The sequence below is a fragment of the Bacillus sp. 5mfcol3.1 genome (assembly GCF_900114335.1).
GTDB lineage: Bacteria > Bacillota > Bacilli > Bacillales > Bacillaceae_G > Bacillus_A > Bacillus_A thuringiensis_S.
This window is the reverse complement of record NZ_FOST01000001.1, coordinates 452,895-468,577: the sequence shown is the minus strand read 5'-3', so window position 1 is coordinate 468,577 and position 15,683 is coordinate 452,895. Positions and strand designations below refer to the sequence as shown.

Sequence of the window (15,683 nt, the reverse complement as noted above, 5' to 3'; positions counted from 1 at the left end):
TTTGTTTTTTTATATGGAAAGGGGATTTTATGAAAGAAACTACTTCATTTTCACAAAAGTTAAAGCAATTTGTATTACTATTTTTTCCGATTTTCGTAACGCAAATGTCATTATTTGCGATGAGTTTTTTTGATACAACAATGTCAGGACATGCAAGTCCAACTGATTTAGCAGGTGTTGCAATTGGAACAAGTATATGGCTTCCAGTTAGTACGGGATTAACAGGAATTTTAATGGCTACTACTCCCATTGTTGCACAGCTCGTCGGATCCAAGAAAAAAAAGGACGTTCCCCACGTTGTCATACAAGCAGTTTATTTAGCAATTTGTGCTAGCTTCGTTGTTATCCTCATCGGTTTCTTCGTCGTTTCACCTATTTTAAACGGCATGCGCTTAGAAGAACCTGTGGAACGAATTGCAGCTCAATTTTTAAGTATTATCGCAATAGGAATTATACCTTTATTCACTTACACTGTTTTACGTGGATTTATTGATGCATTAGGAAAAACTCGCACAACGATGATTATTACATTACTATCATTACCAATTAACGTAATATTAAATTACCTATTAATTTTTGGTAACTTCGGTTTCCCAAAGCTTGGTGGTGTCGGAGCAGCAATTGCTTCCACTGCAACATATTGGTGCATTTTAATTATTACAGTCATTATTATTCAGACGAAAGAGCCTTTTGCCTCTTTCAACATTTTCAAACAATTATATCGCCCTTCTCTTTCGAGTTGGACAACATTCTTAAAGCTTGGCGTTCCTATCGGATTTGCTATCTTTTTTGAAACGAGTATTTTCGCTGCGGTAACGCTCATGATGAGTAATTTTAGTACGACAACTATTGCAGCTCACCAAGCAGCTATGAACTTTGCTTCCTTGTTATATATGACTCCGCTAAGTTTAGCAATGGCAATGACTATTGCAGTCGGATTCGAAGTTGGAGCAAAACGTTACGATAATGCAAAACAATACGGACTGATTGGAATTGGATTAGCCCTTGCCTTTGCTTTATTATATTCAATTCTTCTCTACTTCTTTGATAATCAAATTGCTTCTATTTATACGACAGATGCAAAAGTTCATCATTTAGCAAAAGAATTTCTTATCTTTGCGATTTTATTTCAAATTTCAGATGCAATTGCAACCCCTGTACAAGGAGCTCTGCGTGGGTATAAAGATGTAAATGTTGCTCTAATTATGACTTTAATTGCTTATTGGATAATAGGTCTACCACTAGGTTACATATTAGCAACATATACAGAATGGGCCGCAAAAGGTTATTGGATCGGTCTTATTATCGGTCTAGCATTTGGCGCTGCCTTCCTCCTTATCCGTCTCTTTCAAGTACAACGAAAATATACAACACAAAACAGCCGCTAATAATAAAGCGGCTGTTTTCTTTATGCATATTTTTTCTTGTAACGTATAATATAATGAAAAAGAAAGGTGGGTACATATGGACGACAAAGAAAAAAAGCAATCATTCGATGAAGAATTTGCCCCTGAAATTTCACCTGGATATCGGCAAGATGTACATAAGCCACCTAAATATAAAAACACTTCGTTTTTAATGGGCATTACCATTTTCGCCGCTGTATTACTCATACTTATCATTTTCGTTTATTTTTGATGAAAGGTGGCCTATTATATGAAGAAACAAAATTCCAATCGTTCCAAAAGAACTGTTAAAACACAAAAAGGATATGCAGGCGATTCTGTTCATACACTTAAACAAGTGGAGCAAGGAAATTTATATATTGCTCAAAAAGAACTTGGTCAACAAAATGAAAATCTTTAAAGGTCCTTGATTCCTTGAGGGCCTTTTTATTCCGCATTAAGTAGTACACCCCCAAATGATCTATTGAGCAATGAATTTCCTTTATTGTACGCGCTGCTTTTGTTCTAGCACCATAAATATATTATTAACCTTTACAATTTTCACTTCATAATTCAATTTCATTTCGCTTCTCTTACCATTTTCAGTACCCGCAACGTACGCTACAGCTTGATAGAGAAAACTCTCATCTGTCTCTTCACGTATCTCCTCGCTTGTAAATTTATACTCTAAATCTTGAAAACGATTGGGATAATAATTTTCTATTAATTGTTCATACCCTCTATTTAAAAATAGTTCTTCACCTTTTCGTTTCACATCTTCTTTATTATTAAACTCAAACACGGATAGTTGCTCGGTCACAAAATGCTCTCCTACCTTTTTCATTTCATTATGAGTTAAATTTTCTATACTTTTGTTCTTTAATTCCTTATTTAACTCGTACTGATCAATCGGTTTAAAGGTAGCAAAAACCTCCTCTTTATATGAACAAAACAATACAAAAGCGATACATAGAGAAATGATTAACAGTCTTTTTTTCGTAATACTCCCGCCCTTCTTCATAATGATAGCTATATTTTAACATATAGAAAGAAAATTCTGATATCATAAAGTAGAATAACTTAACTCAGAAACGAGGAACAATTATGGACTCTTACAAACATTATATAAAAGAAGCTTTGCCTAATCTTTCTATACATTCATATAAACAAAATGAAGAAGGTTGGGATAATGTAGCAATTATAGTAAATGATGAGCTACTGTTTCGTTTCCCGCGAAAACAGGAATATGCAATGCGAATTCCGTTAGAAAAAGAACTATGCACACTTCTCTCTTGTTCACTACATGAAATTAAAGTTCCAAAGTATCACCTATTCTATAAAAAGGAGACTGATGCTATTCCGCTTTGTAGTTACTATACTCTCATTCATGGTAAACCTTTAAAAACAGAAATAGTTACTACACTAGAAAAACAAGAACGAAAAGCACTTATTACACAATTAGCAACTTTCCTTGCTGCTCTACATAGTATTCCTCTAAAAAGTGTTACAGCGTTAGGATTCCCTATTGAAAAAACACTTACCTACTGGAAAGAGCTACAAACTAAATTAAATCAGTATGTTACTAACAATCTTACTTCGTTCCAGAAATCAGCCTTAAATCGTTTATTCGAGAATTTCTTTGCCTGTCTAGCTACATCTAATTTTCAAAATACAATCATTCACGCTGATTTTACACATCATCACATTTTATTTAACAAGCAGAACAAACGCATTTCAGGTGTTATCGATTTTGGTGATGCGCAAATTGGCGATCCTGCTTTTGATTTTGCAGGACTATATTATGATTTCGGACATGAGTTTACTACATCTGTATATGAACAGTACAGTACACTTATTTCTCATCATGATCCATTACTCATTCACCGCATTACTACCTTTTATCAATATAGTCCTTTACTACATAATATTATTTATAACTTTGAATCAGAGAATGAACTCGAATTCATTACAAGTACAGAACAACTAAAAACGATATTACAGGGATGAGATTACATTCTCTCCCTATATACTCTCTCCTCATACATCATTAACTTTTTATCCATTTCAACAATAACTTTATACAATTGAAATGCCTGTAAAATTTGCAGTTGAATTTCAAAAGGAGCATTTTGTTCTTTTAACCATTGAAATACTTTCGTTTCATCTTTCATTGATTATTCCTCCCTTTATCCCGCTATTTGCGGGTAGCCCGATTGACCCCCACTGATTAAAGTTTCACTTTATTAAAATCTGCTACAAATATACCGTAAATGATGAAAAGCTTTTCATGTCAATAACAAAAAAGGATGCAAAGTTGCATCCTTTAATGAACTATATTTTTCTTCTGTTTCGCTTCTTTCTTTACTTCTTCCCCTTGGCATTCACTATGAAACGCACAACTTATACACTCAGAACGAAAATGACGCTCTGTATAGTGCTCAGGTTGCTGTAACATTTCTTTCATTCTAGATAAATCAGCCATTCCAGTTATAATATCTTCCTGTTTCGGAATGTACTCATACTTAGTTCCTTCTATTAAATTAATAACTTCAATTTTTCCTGGAAGAACGCCGAAAGCTTTATAACTGAATACTGTCATTAGCTTCTGACAAAGAGCAAGCATTTCCTCATCCGCATCGACAACATACTTTTTAATTACAAACGACTCAGCATTCCACTCACCAACTTCAAATGTCAATGACATGTGGACACCTAACTCTTCCATATATGTTTGAAACTTCTCGTATAAAAACAATGGTGGTGTCTGACTATCATCCCTTTCAACAAACTGTAATAAGTGATCCGTTAGCTTCGCTAATACAATATAGTACTCCGTCTTCGAAGCAAACATATTAATCCTTACTTTTTTCCAATACTTTTCTATTAATATTAAAAGTACAATTTTCGTTTGTTGACCCGCAGGTAGCGTGTAATACTCGTTAATAATTTGATTCACAATCATTTGCGCTATTTGTTGCCATTCAAATGAAGAAGGTTCTCTTCTTTTTATATGACGAAAATAAAATTTATGCGGACACCGCATAAAATCATACAAATGATAATCTGTCATCGTTTTGATTGAGATTTTCTCATGCACTTGCTCTTCAGCTCCCTTCTGCCATTAAGAAAGGTGTTTTACAAATTCAGCTCCAAACTGTAAACATTTTTCTACATCTTCATCTTCTGGCGTTAATTCTACTTTTAGTCCTTCTAACACAACTGCTGCTCCGCGCTCTTGTAGCTTTTCTATTAAAATATCAACCGCCACTCCGTATTTCGGATAAGCCGAATCACATGATCCGAATACTGCCGCTTTTTTCCCAGTTAAATCAATAGAATCCATTGCATCATAAAAATCTAAGAAATCATCAGGAAGATCACCATCTCCCCATGTGTATGCACCTAAAATAATTCCATCATACTGTTCCAATATAGAAGCTTCTGGTGAATCCATAATATCAATAACTTCAATTTCATTTTCTGTTTCACGAATTACGCCGGCAATATGGTCAGCCATTTCCTCTGTATTTCCACTCATACTTGCAAAAATCATTACTAACTTACTCAACTGAACCTCTCCCTTTACTTTGTATCTCTTTTTCTGTTTGAATGCTCTTCTTCTCATCTACATATTCAGACCGAATTACATTTCGTTGCCATTCCATATGCTGATTAACATCTTTATTTTTATCTTTTAATCCCCTCCGTAGAAGGTGAAATTTTTTTCTCATTAACATGTCGCATCCATCCTATTGATAATAATTATCAATTTCAACTATATTTAGATTAATTGACATTGATTATCAATGTCAATAACTATTTTTAAAAAAATGATTAAAATGTACAAGCTTGTCCGTTAGCTATTCATATACTATAAATGAGCATAGTTCTTTCTCAGCCCTCTCTGACGGAAAGAAATAAAAGCAACTGCGATAGAGCGCAGTTGCCTTTTTTTGTTTTTCTATGATTTTAGTAATCTTATAGTAGTCTCTAAGAATAGCTCCACTCCACAAATTAATGCTGATTCATCCACGTCAAATTTCGGATGATGATGTGGATAACAAGTATATATATTTTCATTACCTGTTCCTAATTTAATGAAACAACCGGGTGCTTTTCTTAAATATGCTGAAAAATCTTCCCCACCCATAGAAGGTTCAAGCTTCACAACACGCTCATTCCCAAACAAATGTAGTGCACTTTCTTCTACTATTTTCGTAATATATTCATCATTAATAACCGGATCATATCCATATCGATACGTATATGTATACGATCCTCCATGTGCTTCTGTAATTCCTTTCACAATTTTTTCGATTTTCCCTTCTGCTTCCACCCTCAATGCTTGATTAAATGAACGAACAGTTCCCATTAAAGTTGCTGTACTAGGAATAATATTGTCAGCCACTCCCCCATGAAACTGAGTAACTGAAAGGACTCTTTGCATGAAAGCACTTGTATTTCTAGATACGATATGTTGTAGATTTGTAATAATCTGCGCTCCGATAGCGATAGGATCAATCGTTTCTTCTGGCCGCGCCGCATGCCCTCCTTTGCCTTGGATCTCAACTGTAAATACGTCTGGTGCTGCCATCATCGGTCCATATACAATTCCTACATTCCCACTTTCCAAGCCAGACATAACATGTAAACCTATTACATAATCAACACCGTCCATAACACCAGCCTCAACCATTTCTTGTCCACCACCAGGGTATACTTCTTCTGCATGCTGAAAGAATAGACGAATTTCTCCTACAAACTCTTCCTTCATATTATTAAGCACCTCTGCAGTGCTTAATAATATAGCTGCGTGAGCATCGTGCCCACATGCATGCATCATTCCTTTTTTCACAGATGTATAAGATTTACTTGTCTCCTCTTGAATTGGCAAAGCATCTATATCAGCTCGAATCGCAATTACTTTCCCTTGCTTCACACCCCTTTTAATTGCTAGTACACTATACTTCGTCGGTCTCGTTACTTCAAAAGAAGAAAATGAGCATAGTGTATCATATATAAATTGCGAAGTTTCTTTTTCATGAAATGATAATTCCGGATACTTATGAAAATGCCTTCTCCATTTCACGATATTTTCTTCCGAAATTAGACTCTTCCACACTCTATTCATGATAATTTCCTCCTTTTCAAAAGAACTAGAAATTTTAAATTTTACTCCGTCTTAAATGATTAATAAAAACAAATACTGCATTTTTACGTATTCTTATAGTCCACTTTTATGTATTCACACAATCCACTTTCTATTTACATGTCAAACCCATTACAAATTCATGCTGAATGTAATATAATTGCTAAGTTAGGGATTTTCTTTTTTAGTATTTAGTGCTAATATCAGAAAAGAGCCTTTTGACTTATTTTTACCTAAAATGTGGGATTTTGTTTTTTTCACAATAATGTAGGACATGATACCTACAAAGAGCTATTATTTCATTAAGAGAGGGAAAGACATGGAAAGATTAAAAGAGATATGGTCTCGACCACTCACACAATGGGTTGCAAAGACGGTTTATTACCTTGCAATTTTATTTGCATTACTTTGGTTGTATGGATTCCATGATACAAACACAAGTACATTTATTTACAATGAATTCTAGGGTGGGAACGTTATGAAGTTATTAGAACAAATTGAAAAGTGGGCTGCAGAAACGCCTGATCAAACCGCTTTTGTTTGGCGAGATGCGAAAATTACGTACAAACAATTAAAGGAAGATTCTGATGCGTTAGCACATTGGATTTCTTCTGAGTATCCAGACGATCGTTCACCAATTATGGTGTATGGCCATATGCAACCTGAAATGATTATTAACTTTTTAGGATGTGTAAAAGCTGGACATGCTTACATTCCTGTAGATTTATCTATCCCAGCTGATCGTGTACAACGTATCGCTGAAAATTCTGGTGCGAAATTGCTTTTATCGGCAGCAGAAGTAACTGTAACTGATTTGCCAGTTCGCATCGTAAGTGAAGACAACTTAAAAGATATTTTCTTTACTCATAAAGGGAACACTCCAAATCCTGAACATGCGGTAAAAGGTGATGAGAACTTCTACATTATTTACACATCAGGAAGCACAGGTAATCCGAAAGGGGTTCAGATTACTTATAACTGCCTTGTTAGCTTTACAAAATGGGCTGTAGAAGATTTCAACTTACAAACAGGGCAAGTATTCTTAAACCAAGCACCTTTCTCATTCGATTTATCTGTTATGGATATTTACCCATCATTAGTAACAGGTGGTACGCTTTGGGCAATCGATAAAGATATGATTGCGCGTCCAAAAGACTTGTTTGCTTCTTTAGAGCAATCGGATATACAAGTATGGACTTCCACACCTTCTTTCGCAGAGATGTGTTTAATGGAAGCATCTTTCTCTGAGAATATGCTACCAAACATGAAAACATTCTTATTCTGCGGTGAAGTGTTACCAAATGAAGTAGCTAGAAAATTAATTGAGCGTTTCCCAAATGCAACAATTATGAATACGTATGGTCCAACAGAAGCTACTGTCGCTGTAACAGGTATTCACGTGACAGAAGAAGTGCTTGATCAATACAAATCACTTCCAGTTGGCTACTGTAAATCAGACTGTCGCCTTCTTATTATGAAAGAAGATGGTACGATTGCACCTGATGGTGAAAAAGGCGAAATCGTAATTGTCGGTCCAAGCGTAAGCGTTGGATATTTAGGCAGCCCTGAATTAACAGAAAAAGCATTTACTATGATTGACGGTGAGCGCGCCTATAAAACAGGCGATGCTGGCTATGTTGAAAATGGTCTTCTATTCTATAATGGTCGTCTTGATTTCCAAATTAAGCTGCATGGTTATCGAATGGAATTAGAAGAAATTGAGCATCACCTTCGTGCGTGTTCTTACGTAGAAGGTGCAGTTATCGTTCCAATTAAAAAAGGTGAGAAATACGATTATTTATTAGCGGTTGTTGTTCCTGGAGAACATTCGTTTGAAAAAGAATTCAAATTAACATCTGCAATCAAAAAAGAACTCAATGAGCGATTACCAAACTACATGATTCCACGTAAATTCATGTATCAATCTTCTATTCCAATGACACCAAATGGAAAGGTAGATCGCAAAAAATTATTGAGTGAGGTTACAGCATGACCGCATATGGATCATTTTATTTTTTCGCTATAGTGGGCATTTTATTAATACCTACTATCATAGCTGGATTAAAAGGTAAAATGTTGCGTAAATATAATGCCGTTTTAACATTAGTCATGATTGCTATTATCTTCTCGGATAAACCGAAGCAAGCGATTATGTTAGCCGCATTTATTATTTGGCAATATGCCCTTATTAAAGGCTATTTAATTTTAAGAAAACAAAATAATAGTACATTCATGTTTTGTGTAGCTGTTATTTTATCGATTTTGCCACTTATTTTGGCAAAAGTCGCACCATTTGTACCTGAATTGCATTTTATTGTTTTCGCAGGTATGTCTTATGTAACATTTAGAGCTGTACAAATGGTCTTTGAAGTTCGTGATAATTTAATTAAAGAACTTTCCTTCTTTAATTTCTGGGAATTCGTTTTATTCTTCCCTGCGATTTCAAGTGGACCTATCGATCGTTACCGTAGATTCCAAAAAGATATTCAAAAGCCGCCTAGTGCTGAGGAATATCAAAAGTTACTATATACAGGGTTTAACCGTATTTTCCAAGGTTTCCTGTATAAATTTATAATCGCACACTTGATAACAACATATCTTGTAAAGGCTGTATTCGCCAATCAAGATACACTTTTATCTAATGTGATTTTTATGTACGCTACTAGCATGCAATTATTCTTTGACTTTGCAGGTTATAGTGCGTTCGTAATTGGTATCAGTTATATGATGGGAATTAAAACGCCAGAAAACTTTAATAAGCCATTCCTTAGTCGTAATATTAAAGACTTCTGGAACCGCTGGCACATGAGTTTATCATTCTGGTTCCGTGATTTTATTTACATGCGTTTCGTCTTTTTTGCAACGAAGAAAAAGTTAATTAAAAACCGTTACACAATTTCGTATATCGGTGCATTTTTAAACTTCTTCATTATGGGAATTTGGCACATCCAAGGAAGCGCTGTTGCGCAGTATGTTATTTATGGTCTATATCATGCCGCACTGTTTATTTTATTTGATATTTTCGAACGAAAAAACAAAAAGCATAAGTTTTGGCCAAACAATAAATTTACACACGTCCTTGCGATTGTAATTACGTTCCACGTTGTATGTTTCGGTTTCCTAATTTTCTCTGGACACCTTAACAGATACTTTTAATGCACCCTTCTTATTCCATTAAGAAGTTGCACATATAATATATTTCGGATATAAAGGAGATTTTAAAAATGGCAGAATTCAAAGAGCAAGTATTAGATATTTTAGAAGAAGTATGTGAAAACGATATTGTGAAAGAAAACTTAGATGTTCAATTATTTGAAGAAGGTACCCTTGATTCTTTCGCTGTAGTATCTTTATTAGTTGAATTCCAAGAGCGTTTAGATATTGAAGTTTCTATTTCTGATTTTGACCGTGACGAGTGGGCTACACCAAACATGGTTATTAAAAAGTTGGAAGAAATCCGATGAACAAAGCAAAATTTGGTCCGATGCTTTTAGCATTGGCCCTTTTTGCTGTATTCTTACTTATTCCAACGCGCTTCCTACTTCCACTTTTAAGTGATGAAAAAGTAGAACAAGCTGCTACTTCTTTAAAAGAAGAAAAAATTCAAAGTATGATTTTACAGCAAAAGATGTTAGCAAATCCAAAATATCTTCCGATGTACGGTTCATCGGAATTCGCACGTATGGATGCTTTCCATCCATCTAATTATTTTAAAGTAAAGCCTGAAGGGTTCACACCATTCCTTCTTGGACGCGGCGGAACACAAGACCTTGTACATGTGTTAAACTTCGCATCTACAATGGATCAATTGAAAGATAAGAAAATGGTATTCGTTCTTTCTCCGCAATGGTTTGTACCACAAGGTATTGATGAAACGCACTTTGCACCTAACTTTTCAAAGCAACAAGGTTACCATTTCATTTTCAACAATGATTTAAAACCTGAAATGAAAAAACAAATTGCAAAGCGTTTATTAAACTTTGAGATTGTAAAAAAAGAAACTTTATTAAAAATTTCGCTTGAAGGCATTGCTTATGATGATACGAAGTATAAAGTAAAAGCACTTGCTGCTAAACCTTTCGCTTATATTTATCGTAACATTTTAGATCGTAAAGATTTATTTACAGCTATGTTTAATATTAAACCGCACAAAGAAAAGCTTGATCCTTCATTAAAACAAATGAACTGGGAAGAGGCTCGTAAACATGCGGATCAAACAGGTGCAGTAGAATCTGGATCTAATGAATACGGTATTGAAGATGATTATTTCAATAGCAAAATTAAGAAAAAATTAAAGCAACGTGAAGGTTACTTAAAAAATGATGCTTATGACCAATCGCCAGAATATGAAGATTTACAAATTGTACTTGATTTATTAAAACAATCTGGTGCAAAACCGCTCTTCATTTCTGTTCCTGTCAAAGGTCCTTGGTACGACTACGCTGGCTTCCCGAAAGAACGCCGCGAAGCATACTATAAGAAAGTTCATGAGCAAATCGAAAAAGCTGGTTATCCAATTGCCGACTTCTCAAATCATGAATACGATAAATACTTCTTAAAAGATCATATGCACTTAGGTTGGAAAGGCTGGGTTTACATCGACGAAGCCATCCAACAATTTTATAAAGCAAACTAATGAAAAGACCGCTTGAATTACTCAAGTGGTCTTTTTGTATATATTTTGTAATTGCTCGATTGCATTCTCCGCTTCTTTCATAACTCGCTCCACTACATGCTGAGCTGATTCGATTCGTGCCAACGATGCTGCCTGTCCTGCCCAAAGTGACATATATTCTTCCTTATTTTGCTTCGCTGCCTCTTGGCGTATTTTAGAAGTTAATACGTTTTGCACTGGATACATCGGAAGCCCTTCTTCTTTTCCTTCATGTCTCTCTATAAAGTCATTCCGGATACCCCGTGCATATTTCCCGGAAAACGCACGAGTTACCGTTGTGCTCGTATCTGTACTATGTAAAACCGCTTCTTTATACACATCGTGCGTAATACTCTCTTCACTTGTTAAAAAGGCCGATCCCATTTGAACACCTTCTGCTCCTAGTGCCAATGCCGCAACAAGCCCTTGTCCGTTCATTACACCACCTGCTGCGACAATTGGGATATGCGGAACAGCTTCTACTAACTGAGGTACTAACGCAAAAGTACCAATCATAGCATCTCGTTCTTTCCCAATAAACGTTCCTCTATGCCCTCCTGCTTCGCTACCTTGTCCGATAATAATATCTACTCCTAGCTCGGCAAGTACTTTCGCTTCCTTCACATGGGTAGCTGTTCCGATAACTTTTATTCCACTTCTTTTTAAATCATTTATTTCTTCTTTTTCTAACGTTTGAAATGCAAAACTAACGACTGGTACTTTTTCATCTAATAGCACTTGTAATTGTTCCTTATAGCTTTTTGGAAGCTTTAACGTTCCTTCTACTTCTATACCTAATTCTCTATTCACTCCGCTTAGTAATACTTTCGCCTCATTTACCTTCTCTTCTTCTATTTGTATCTCTTTCGTTACAAGTAAATTAACACCGAAAGGCTTATCTGTTAGTTCTCTTATTCTATAAATCGCTTCACGAATTTGTTCTGGGCTCATATAGCCCGCTCCAAGCGTCCCTAATCCTCCGCTATTACTTACTGCTGCAACGAGTTCTGGCGTCGTAATCGCGCCTGCCATACCGGCTTGAACAACGGGATACTCAATTTTTAATATGTCTGTTACTCGACTTGTAAACATCATTTTCCCTCCTATTTCCCTTATATCTTCTTTATTTGATAAGCTTTCCCCTGCTTATGCAAGGGTTGGACCTCAAATGAAGCGAATATATTGAAAGAGAAGGAGGCTGAGCTTAATGATTTATCCAAATGCATTAAAGCAAGGTGATACAGTAATGATTATTGCACCATCTGGTCCACCTACAATCGAAAATGTATTAAAAGGTGTGAATGTATTACAAGAGATGGGGTTATCCGTAATAATCGGGAAGAGTGTTTACGAGAAATATGGATTTTTAGCCGGAAGTGATCAAGTTCGGCTTGACGATATACATGAAGCATTTACAAATAATGAAGTGAAGGCAATTTTTTGTGCACGAGGTGGTTATGGAAGTGCTCGTCTTCTTCCTCACATTCAATATGAAGTTATTAGGCAGAATCCAAAAATCTTCTGGGGATATAGCGATATTACAGCTTTACATACTGCTGTTTCACGTTATGCAAAGCTTATAACATTTCATGGTCCGATGATTGAAGAACTAGGAAAAGGTATTGATTCCCTATCTTTATCCTCTTTTAATCAGCTATTCCATCCGTATTCAACCATCTTATCTGCATCAGAATGTATCGTACCTAGCTCTCACAGTACAGTTACAAGTACGTTAGTTGGAGGAAATTTAGCTGTGTTAGCAAGTATAATTGGCTCGCCCTACGAGATAAATACGGACAATACACTTTTATTACTTGAAGACATTGGTGAAGAACCGTACCGCATTGACCGTATGTTAAATCAGCTACTTTTATCTGGAAAGTTTAATGAATGCAGGGGCGTTATTTTCACAAGTTGTCACGACTGCACTCCTTCAAAGCCATCTCAATCATTGCAAACAATATTATATGAATATTTCGCGCCATATCATATACCTGTTCTATTCGATTTACCAATTGGACATATAAGTCCAAACATCGGTATTCCACTTGGAGCTACAGCGACAATAAACACGAATAATAAAACAGTCTCTATTTCTTCTGGTATAGCCACTTCATATTCAAATTAAAAAGTAAAAGGAAAAGCGATTACGCTTTTCCTTTTACTTTTACTTATAATAATTAAAAATTCGTCCAGATGCGATATCTGCAATTTCTTCTGGAATAAATGTTTTACTTATATCAGTGCCAACATTTAATACAGCTGTAGCATCTTTCTCAATGCTACCAAATAACTCTTTCCCACGTATCGTAATAAGGGGCGTTCCTTCTGGCAACACATCTTTTACAAATTCCATTTGTGTAAAGAACGGAACGATCCATCTACCTTCTCCTTGGAAATGACGCAAACGAAGTATTCCTTCTGTTGCCCCGTCCTCTGCTTCTAGTGAACCAGCAACATAAAACTCAGTAGATAAGAGCAATTCATAAAATTCCTTTTGCTTCTGTTTATCATCCCCTGCTACAACAAGTACCTCTTCTAATTTCTTTACTGAAATTTGCTCCATATGATGCCACCCCTATTTTCAAAATGATTGTACTTAGATTATACGAAATATTCTTATTTTTTTCTACATAATTCGCAATTATTTTCTTAAAATAATTTTAACACTTCTTTTGTCGTCACAATCGTAGCAAACTCTTCATGTAAATTTACAAGTGTCATATTGTGAATATCCTCTGCACTATACTCCTTACCATCTAAACCTTTACGGTTAAAAGTAGCCGTTGCATCACTCACTAAATATGTTGTAAATCCTAAATTCCCTGCCATTCGTGTCGTAGTTTCCACGCAATGATTTGTCGTTAATCCTACAACCACTACTGCATTACATTTGTTCTTTCTTAATCGCTCTTCTAAATTTGTCCCAATGAACGCGCTGTTAACGAATTTCTGAATAACCACTTCACCAAGTAGTGGTTGCACTTCTTCTTTAAAGTTTACCGTTTCCGCTCTCTCATAAAACATTGACTGAGCATTTTCTTTATTTACATGTTGAATATGAAAAACTGGTCGTTTCCTTTTTCTCCATTCTTCTAACAAAATTCTCATGTTTTCTTCAGCAAAAATATTATTTCTCTCGCCCCAATCTGGTAATTGAAATGCCTTTTGTACATCGATTATGATAAGTGCTATTTGATTTGTCATCATTTCCCCCTTAATTTGGCTGTAATTGAAATAGAAAACCAAGTTGTTGTGACGCAGTAATAAAGCAAACATAGGCGCAAAGCTCTACAATTTCTTTTTCTGTCCAATATTGTTTTAATGCGTGAAACATAGTATCATCTATTGCTTTTCGGTCATGAACAAATGTATGCGCAAAAGTAACGGCTACACCAATCTCCTCTGCCTTTTGCACATCATCTGGTCTTCCCTTTGCCATACAGTACAGACATTCATTCCCATACGCTAATGTTCTTCTCACTTGCTCCTTCAACTCTGCTGAAAGAGTTCCTTTATTGTACAGTGTATCTTCTAACTTACTCCACGAGTGTAATATATCCGAATTATGCCCTAATAACTTTTGAAACTTTGTATCTCCTACATTTGATAATGAAATTCTCTCCATCATTTCCCCTCCTATTTCCTTCTGTTTTATTGTAAAATAAATAACGTTCACTTTACATTTCATATGAATCTTAATTTATATTTTCCCTTTACAAAAATCATTATTTTACTGGAGGTATATTTACAAATGCAATTAGACCGTGTTGATCGAAAAATTTTAAATGAATTATATAATGATAGTCGCCTTTCGATGCGTGAATTGGCTAAACGAGTAAACTTATCTGCTCCGTCTACTTCAGAACGTGTTCGTAAGCTCGAAAGCGAAGGTGTTATTCAAAAATACACAATTGATATTGATTATAAAAAGGCAGGACTAGTTTTAGATTGTATTTTAGAAATCACCTTAAAGAATGGTGATACAACACGTATGCAACAATTTATTCAGTCTTATCCATCTGCAAGTTTTTGTTACCGAGTAACAGGAAGCTTATGCTACATTGTAAAAATTTCTGTTCCTTCACTCGTTGAACTTGAAGAATTTATCAATGATGTTTCTTCATATGCAACGACAGTTTCTCATATCGTATTATCAGAAGTATCTCTTACTCCTGATATTGAACATATCTTCCCAGAAGATTAATTTATTTTTATTCATAAAATATAAAAAAACCCCTTACAATAAGAATAAAAATAATATATTATGTATTAAAATACATAAAGTTCGAGAAAGGGGCTTTACATTGAAAATCTGGTTTTATGAAAAAACGGCACAATTAGATGACTTGCTTGGTATTTGGGACAATGTTCCGACCATCCCGCGAATTGGTGAAAAAGTGGAGATTTTAAAGACAGTCCGCACTGTTACAGATATTAAATATGTAAAGAACGGTAATAATTTTCGTGTAGAAATTATTACAAATTAAAAAGT

The 15,683-nt window shown here is 35.2% G+C and carries 22 protein-coding genes; 12 read left to right on the top strand and 10 right to left on the bottom strand.

The annotated features are described in order from the left end of the window. The first annotated feature begins 29 nt into the window (after positions 1-29). The 3 genes from BM089_RS02495 (at position 30) to BM089_RS30940 (ending at position 1,806) form a co-directional block, all read left to right on the top strand. The gene (locus tag BM089_RS02495; RefSeq protein ID WP_029441800.1) at positions 30-1,388 is read left to right on the top strand and encodes an MATE family efflux transporter; all 1,359 of its coding nucleotides are present in this window, start codon (positions 30-32) and stop codon (positions 1,386-1,388) included. 76 nt (positions 1,389-1,464) lie between these two features. Further along, the gene (locus BM089_RS02485; RefSeq protein ID WP_000341062.1) at positions 1,465-1,638 is read left to right on the top strand and encodes a hypothetical protein; all 174 of its coding nucleotides are present in this window, start codon (positions 1,465-1,467) and stop codon (positions 1,636-1,638) included. An 18-nt stretch (positions 1,639-1,656) separates the two neighbouring features. Beyond that, entirely contained in the window at positions 1,657-1,806 is a 150-nt protein-coding gene (locus BM089_RS30940; RefSeq protein ID WP_000744623.1) for a hypothetical protein, read from the top strand. 81 nt (positions 1,807-1,887) lie between these two features. Here BM089_RS30940 and BM089_RS02475 read toward each other — a convergent pair whose 3' ends face one another. Beyond that, positions 1,888-2,406 (bottom strand): biotin transporter BioY, encoded by a 519-nt coding sequence (locus BM089_RS02475; protein WP_090975915.1) that lies wholly within the window; start codon positions 2,404-2,406, stop codon positions 1,888-1,890. 83 nt (positions 2,407-2,489) lie between these two features. Between BM089_RS02475 and BM089_RS02470 the strand changes: the two genes are divergently transcribed. After that, the gene (locus tag BM089_RS02470) at positions 2,490-3,392 is read left to right on the top strand and encodes an aminoglycoside phosphotransferase family protein (protein ID WP_090975913.1); all 903 of its coding nucleotides are present in this window, start codon (positions 2,490-2,492) and stop codon (positions 3,390-3,392) included. 2 nt (positions 3,393-3,394) lie between these two features. On the opposite strand, the gene BM089_RS30935 is transcribed toward BM089_RS02470, so the two are convergent. The 5 genes from BM089_RS30935 to BM089_RS02445 form a co-directional block, all read right to left on the bottom strand. Continuing rightward, positions 3,395-3,556 (bottom strand): hypothetical protein, encoded by a 162-nt coding sequence (locus BM089_RS30935; RefSeq protein ID WP_000651086.1) that lies wholly within the window; start codon positions 3,554-3,556, stop codon positions 3,395-3,397. A 152-nt stretch (positions 3,557-3,708) separates the two neighbouring features. Next, a complete protein-coding gene (locus BM089_RS02460; RefSeq protein ID WP_090975911.1) occupies positions 3,709-4,482 on the bottom strand; it encodes a hypothetical protein in 774 nt (257 codons plus the stop codon). A 24-nt stretch (positions 4,483-4,506) separates the two neighbouring features. Next, on the bottom strand, positions 4,507-4,953 hold the full coding sequence (locus BM089_RS02455; protein WP_000041153.1) for a flavodoxin: 447 nt from the start codon (positions 4,951-4,953) through the stop codon (positions 4,507-4,509). Then, a complete protein-coding gene (locus tag BM089_RS31340) occupies positions 4,946-5,122 on the bottom strand; it encodes a hypothetical protein (RefSeq protein WP_090975909.1) in 177 nt (58 codons plus the stop codon). Before BM089_RS31340 ends, BM089_RS02455 begins: the two co-directional genes overlap by 8 nt. A 224-nt stretch (positions 5,123-5,346) precedes the next feature. Further along, a complete protein-coding gene (locus BM089_RS02445; protein ID WP_090975907.1) occupies positions 5,347-6,516 on the bottom strand; it encodes an amidohydrolase in 1,170 nt (389 codons plus the stop codon). 337 nt (positions 6,517-6,853) lie between these two features. On the opposite strand from BM089_RS02445, the gene BM089_RS02440 reads away from it, so the two are divergent. From BM089_RS02440 to dltD, 5 genes are all read left to right on the top strand, one after another. Continuing rightward, positions 6,854-7,000, top strand: coding sequence for a teichoic acid D-Ala incorporation-associated protein DltX (locus BM089_RS02440; protein WP_000440293.1), 147 nt, complete (start codon positions 6,854-6,856; stop codon positions 6,998-7,000). 12 nt (positions 7,001-7,012) lie between these two features. Then, positions 7,013-8,527, top strand: a complete 1,515-nt coding sequence (gene dltA, locus BM089_RS02435) for a D-alanine--poly(phosphoribitol) ligase subunit DltA (RefSeq protein ID WP_090975904.1) — start codon at positions 7,013-7,015, stop codon at positions 8,525-8,527. After that, on the top strand, positions 8,524-9,690 hold the full coding sequence (gene dltB / locus BM089_RS02430) for a D-alanyl-lipoteichoic acid biosynthesis protein DltB (RefSeq protein WP_053564929.1): 1,167 nt from the start codon (positions 8,524-8,526) through the stop codon (positions 9,688-9,690). Before dltA ends, dltB begins: the two co-directional genes overlap by 4 nt. A 68-nt stretch (positions 9,691-9,758) precedes the next feature. Further along, positions 9,759-9,998, top strand: a complete 240-nt coding sequence (gene dltC / locus BM089_RS02425) for a D-alanine--poly(phosphoribitol) ligase subunit DltC (protein ID WP_090975902.1) — start codon at positions 9,759-9,761, stop codon at positions 9,996-9,998. Continuing rightward, entirely contained in the window at positions 9,995-11,170 is a 1,176-nt protein-coding gene (gene dltD / locus BM089_RS02420) for a D-alanyl-lipoteichoic acid biosynthesis protein DltD (protein ID WP_001030287.1), read from the top strand. Before dltC ends, dltD begins: the two co-directional genes overlap by 4 nt. A 21-nt stretch (positions 11,171-11,191) precedes the next feature. On the opposite strand, the gene BM089_RS02415 is transcribed toward dltD, so the two are convergent. Further along, positions 11,192-12,280: an NAD(P)H-dependent flavin oxidoreductase gene (locus BM089_RS02415; RefSeq protein WP_090975900.1), complete on the bottom strand. Its 1,089-nt coding sequence runs from the start codon at positions 12,278-12,280 to the stop codon at positions 11,192-11,194. A 115-nt stretch (positions 12,281-12,395) separates the two neighbouring features. Here BM089_RS02415 and BM089_RS02410 point away from each other — a divergent pair, with 115 nt between their 5' ends. Further along, on the top strand, positions 12,396-13,316 hold the full coding sequence (locus BM089_RS02410) for a S66 peptidase family protein (RefSeq protein WP_000640064.1): 921 nt from the start codon (positions 12,396-12,398) through the stop codon (positions 13,314-13,316). A gap of 39 nt (positions 13,317-13,355) precedes the next feature. Here BM089_RS02410 and BM089_RS02405 read toward each other — a convergent pair whose 3' ends face one another. From BM089_RS02405 to BM089_RS02395, 3 genes are all read right to left on the bottom strand, one after another. Then, positions 13,356-13,754 (bottom strand): SseB family protein, encoded by a 399-nt coding sequence (locus BM089_RS02405; protein ID WP_000435265.1) that lies wholly within the window; start codon positions 13,752-13,754, stop codon positions 13,356-13,358. 86 nt (positions 13,755-13,840) lie between these two features. Next, on the bottom strand, positions 13,841-14,395 hold the full coding sequence (locus BM089_RS02400; protein WP_000184438.1) for a cysteine hydrolase family protein: 555 nt from the start codon (positions 14,393-14,395) through the stop codon (positions 13,841-13,843). Positions 14,396-14,405: 10 nt separating this feature from the next. Then, positions 14,406-14,819: a carboxymuconolactone decarboxylase family protein gene (locus BM089_RS02395; RefSeq protein WP_072939645.1), complete on the bottom strand. Its 414-nt coding sequence runs from the start codon at positions 14,817-14,819 to the stop codon at positions 14,406-14,408. Positions 14,820-14,942: 123 nt separating this feature from the next. Between BM089_RS02395 and BM089_RS02390 the strand changes: the two genes are divergently transcribed. Continuing rightward, on the top strand, positions 14,943-15,395 hold the full coding sequence (locus tag BM089_RS02390; protein WP_001175505.1) for an Lrp/AsnC family transcriptional regulator: 453 nt from the start codon (positions 14,943-14,945) through the stop codon (positions 15,393-15,395). A 100-nt stretch (positions 15,396-15,495) separates the two neighbouring features. After that, the gene (locus tag BM089_RS02385; RefSeq protein WP_000707107.1) at positions 15,496-15,678 is read left to right on the top strand and encodes a DUF3913 family protein; all 183 of its coding nucleotides are present in this window, start codon (positions 15,496-15,498) and stop codon (positions 15,676-15,678) included. Positions 15,679-15,683: the final 5 nt, after the last annotated feature.

Bases quoted from the DNA above. Each gene is read 5' to 3' on its own strand.
- dltC (WP_090975902.1), top strand. From the start codon at position 9,759: ATGGCAGAATTCAAAGAGCAAGTATTAGATATTTTAGAAGAAGTATGT.
- BM089_RS02445 (WP_090975907.1), bottom strand. From the start codon at position 6,516: ATGAATAGAGTGTGGAAGAGTCTAATTTCGGAAGAAAATATCGTGAAA.
- dltA (WP_090975904.1), top strand. From the start codon at position 7,013: ATGAAGTTATTAGAACAAATTGAAAAGTGGGCTGCAGAAACGCCTGAT.
- BM089_RS02395 (WP_072939645.1), bottom strand. From the start codon at position 14,819: ATGATGGAGAGAATTTCATTATCAAATGTAGGAGATACAAAGTTTCAA.
- BM089_RS30935 (WP_000651086.1), bottom strand. From the start codon at position 3,556: ATGAAAGATGAAACGAAAGTATTTCAATGGTTAAAAGAACAAAATGCT.
- BM089_RS02405 (WP_000435265.1), bottom strand. From the start codon at position 13,754: ATGGAGCAAATTTCAGTAAAGAAATTAGAAGAGGTACTTGTTGTAGCA.
- BM089_RS02475 (WP_090975915.1), bottom strand. From the start codon at position 2,406: ATGAAGAAGGGCGGGAGTATTACGAAAAAAAGACTGTTAATCATTTCT.
- BM089_RS30940 (WP_000744623.1), top strand. From the start codon at position 1,657: ATGAAGAAACAAAATTCCAATCGTTCCAAAAGAACTGTTAAAACACAA.
- BM089_RS02495 (WP_029441800.1), top strand. From the start codon at position 30: ATGAAAGAAACTACTTCATTTTCACAAAAGTTAAAGCAATTTGTATTA.
- BM089_RS02485 (WP_000341062.1), top strand. From the start codon at position 1,465: ATGGACGACAAAGAAAAAAAGCAATCATTCGATGAAGAATTTGCCCCT.
- BM089_RS02415 (WP_090975900.1), bottom strand. From the start codon at position 12,280: ATGTTTACAAGTCGAGTAACAGACATATTAAAAATTGAGTATCCCGTT.
- dltD (WP_001030287.1), top strand. From the start codon at position 9,995: ATGAACAAAGCAAAATTTGGTCCGATGCTTTTAGCATTGGCCCTTTTT.
- BM089_RS02440 (WP_000440293.1), top strand. From the start codon at position 6,854: ATGGAAAGATTAAAAGAGATATGGTCTCGACCACTCACACAATGGGTT.
- BM089_RS02470 (WP_090975913.1), top strand. From the start codon at position 2,490: ATGGACTCTTACAAACATTATATAAAAGAAGCTTTGCCTAATCTTTCT.
- BM089_RS31340 (WP_090975909.1), bottom strand. From the start codon at position 5,122: ATGTTAATGAGAAAAAAATTTCACCTTCTACGGAGGGGATTAAAAGAT.
- BM089_RS02400 (WP_000184438.1), bottom strand. From the start codon at position 14,395: ATGACAAATCAAATAGCACTTATCATAATCGATGTACAAAAGGCATTT.
- dltB (WP_053564929.1), top strand. From the start codon at position 8,524: ATGACCGCATATGGATCATTTTATTTTTTCGCTATAGTGGGCATTTTA.
- BM089_RS02390 (WP_001175505.1), top strand. From the start codon at position 14,943: ATGCAATTAGACCGTGTTGATCGAAAAATTTTAAATGAATTATATAAT.
- BM089_RS02410 (WP_000640064.1), top strand. From the start codon at position 12,396: ATGATTTATCCAAATGCATTAAAGCAAGGTGATACAGTAATGATTATT.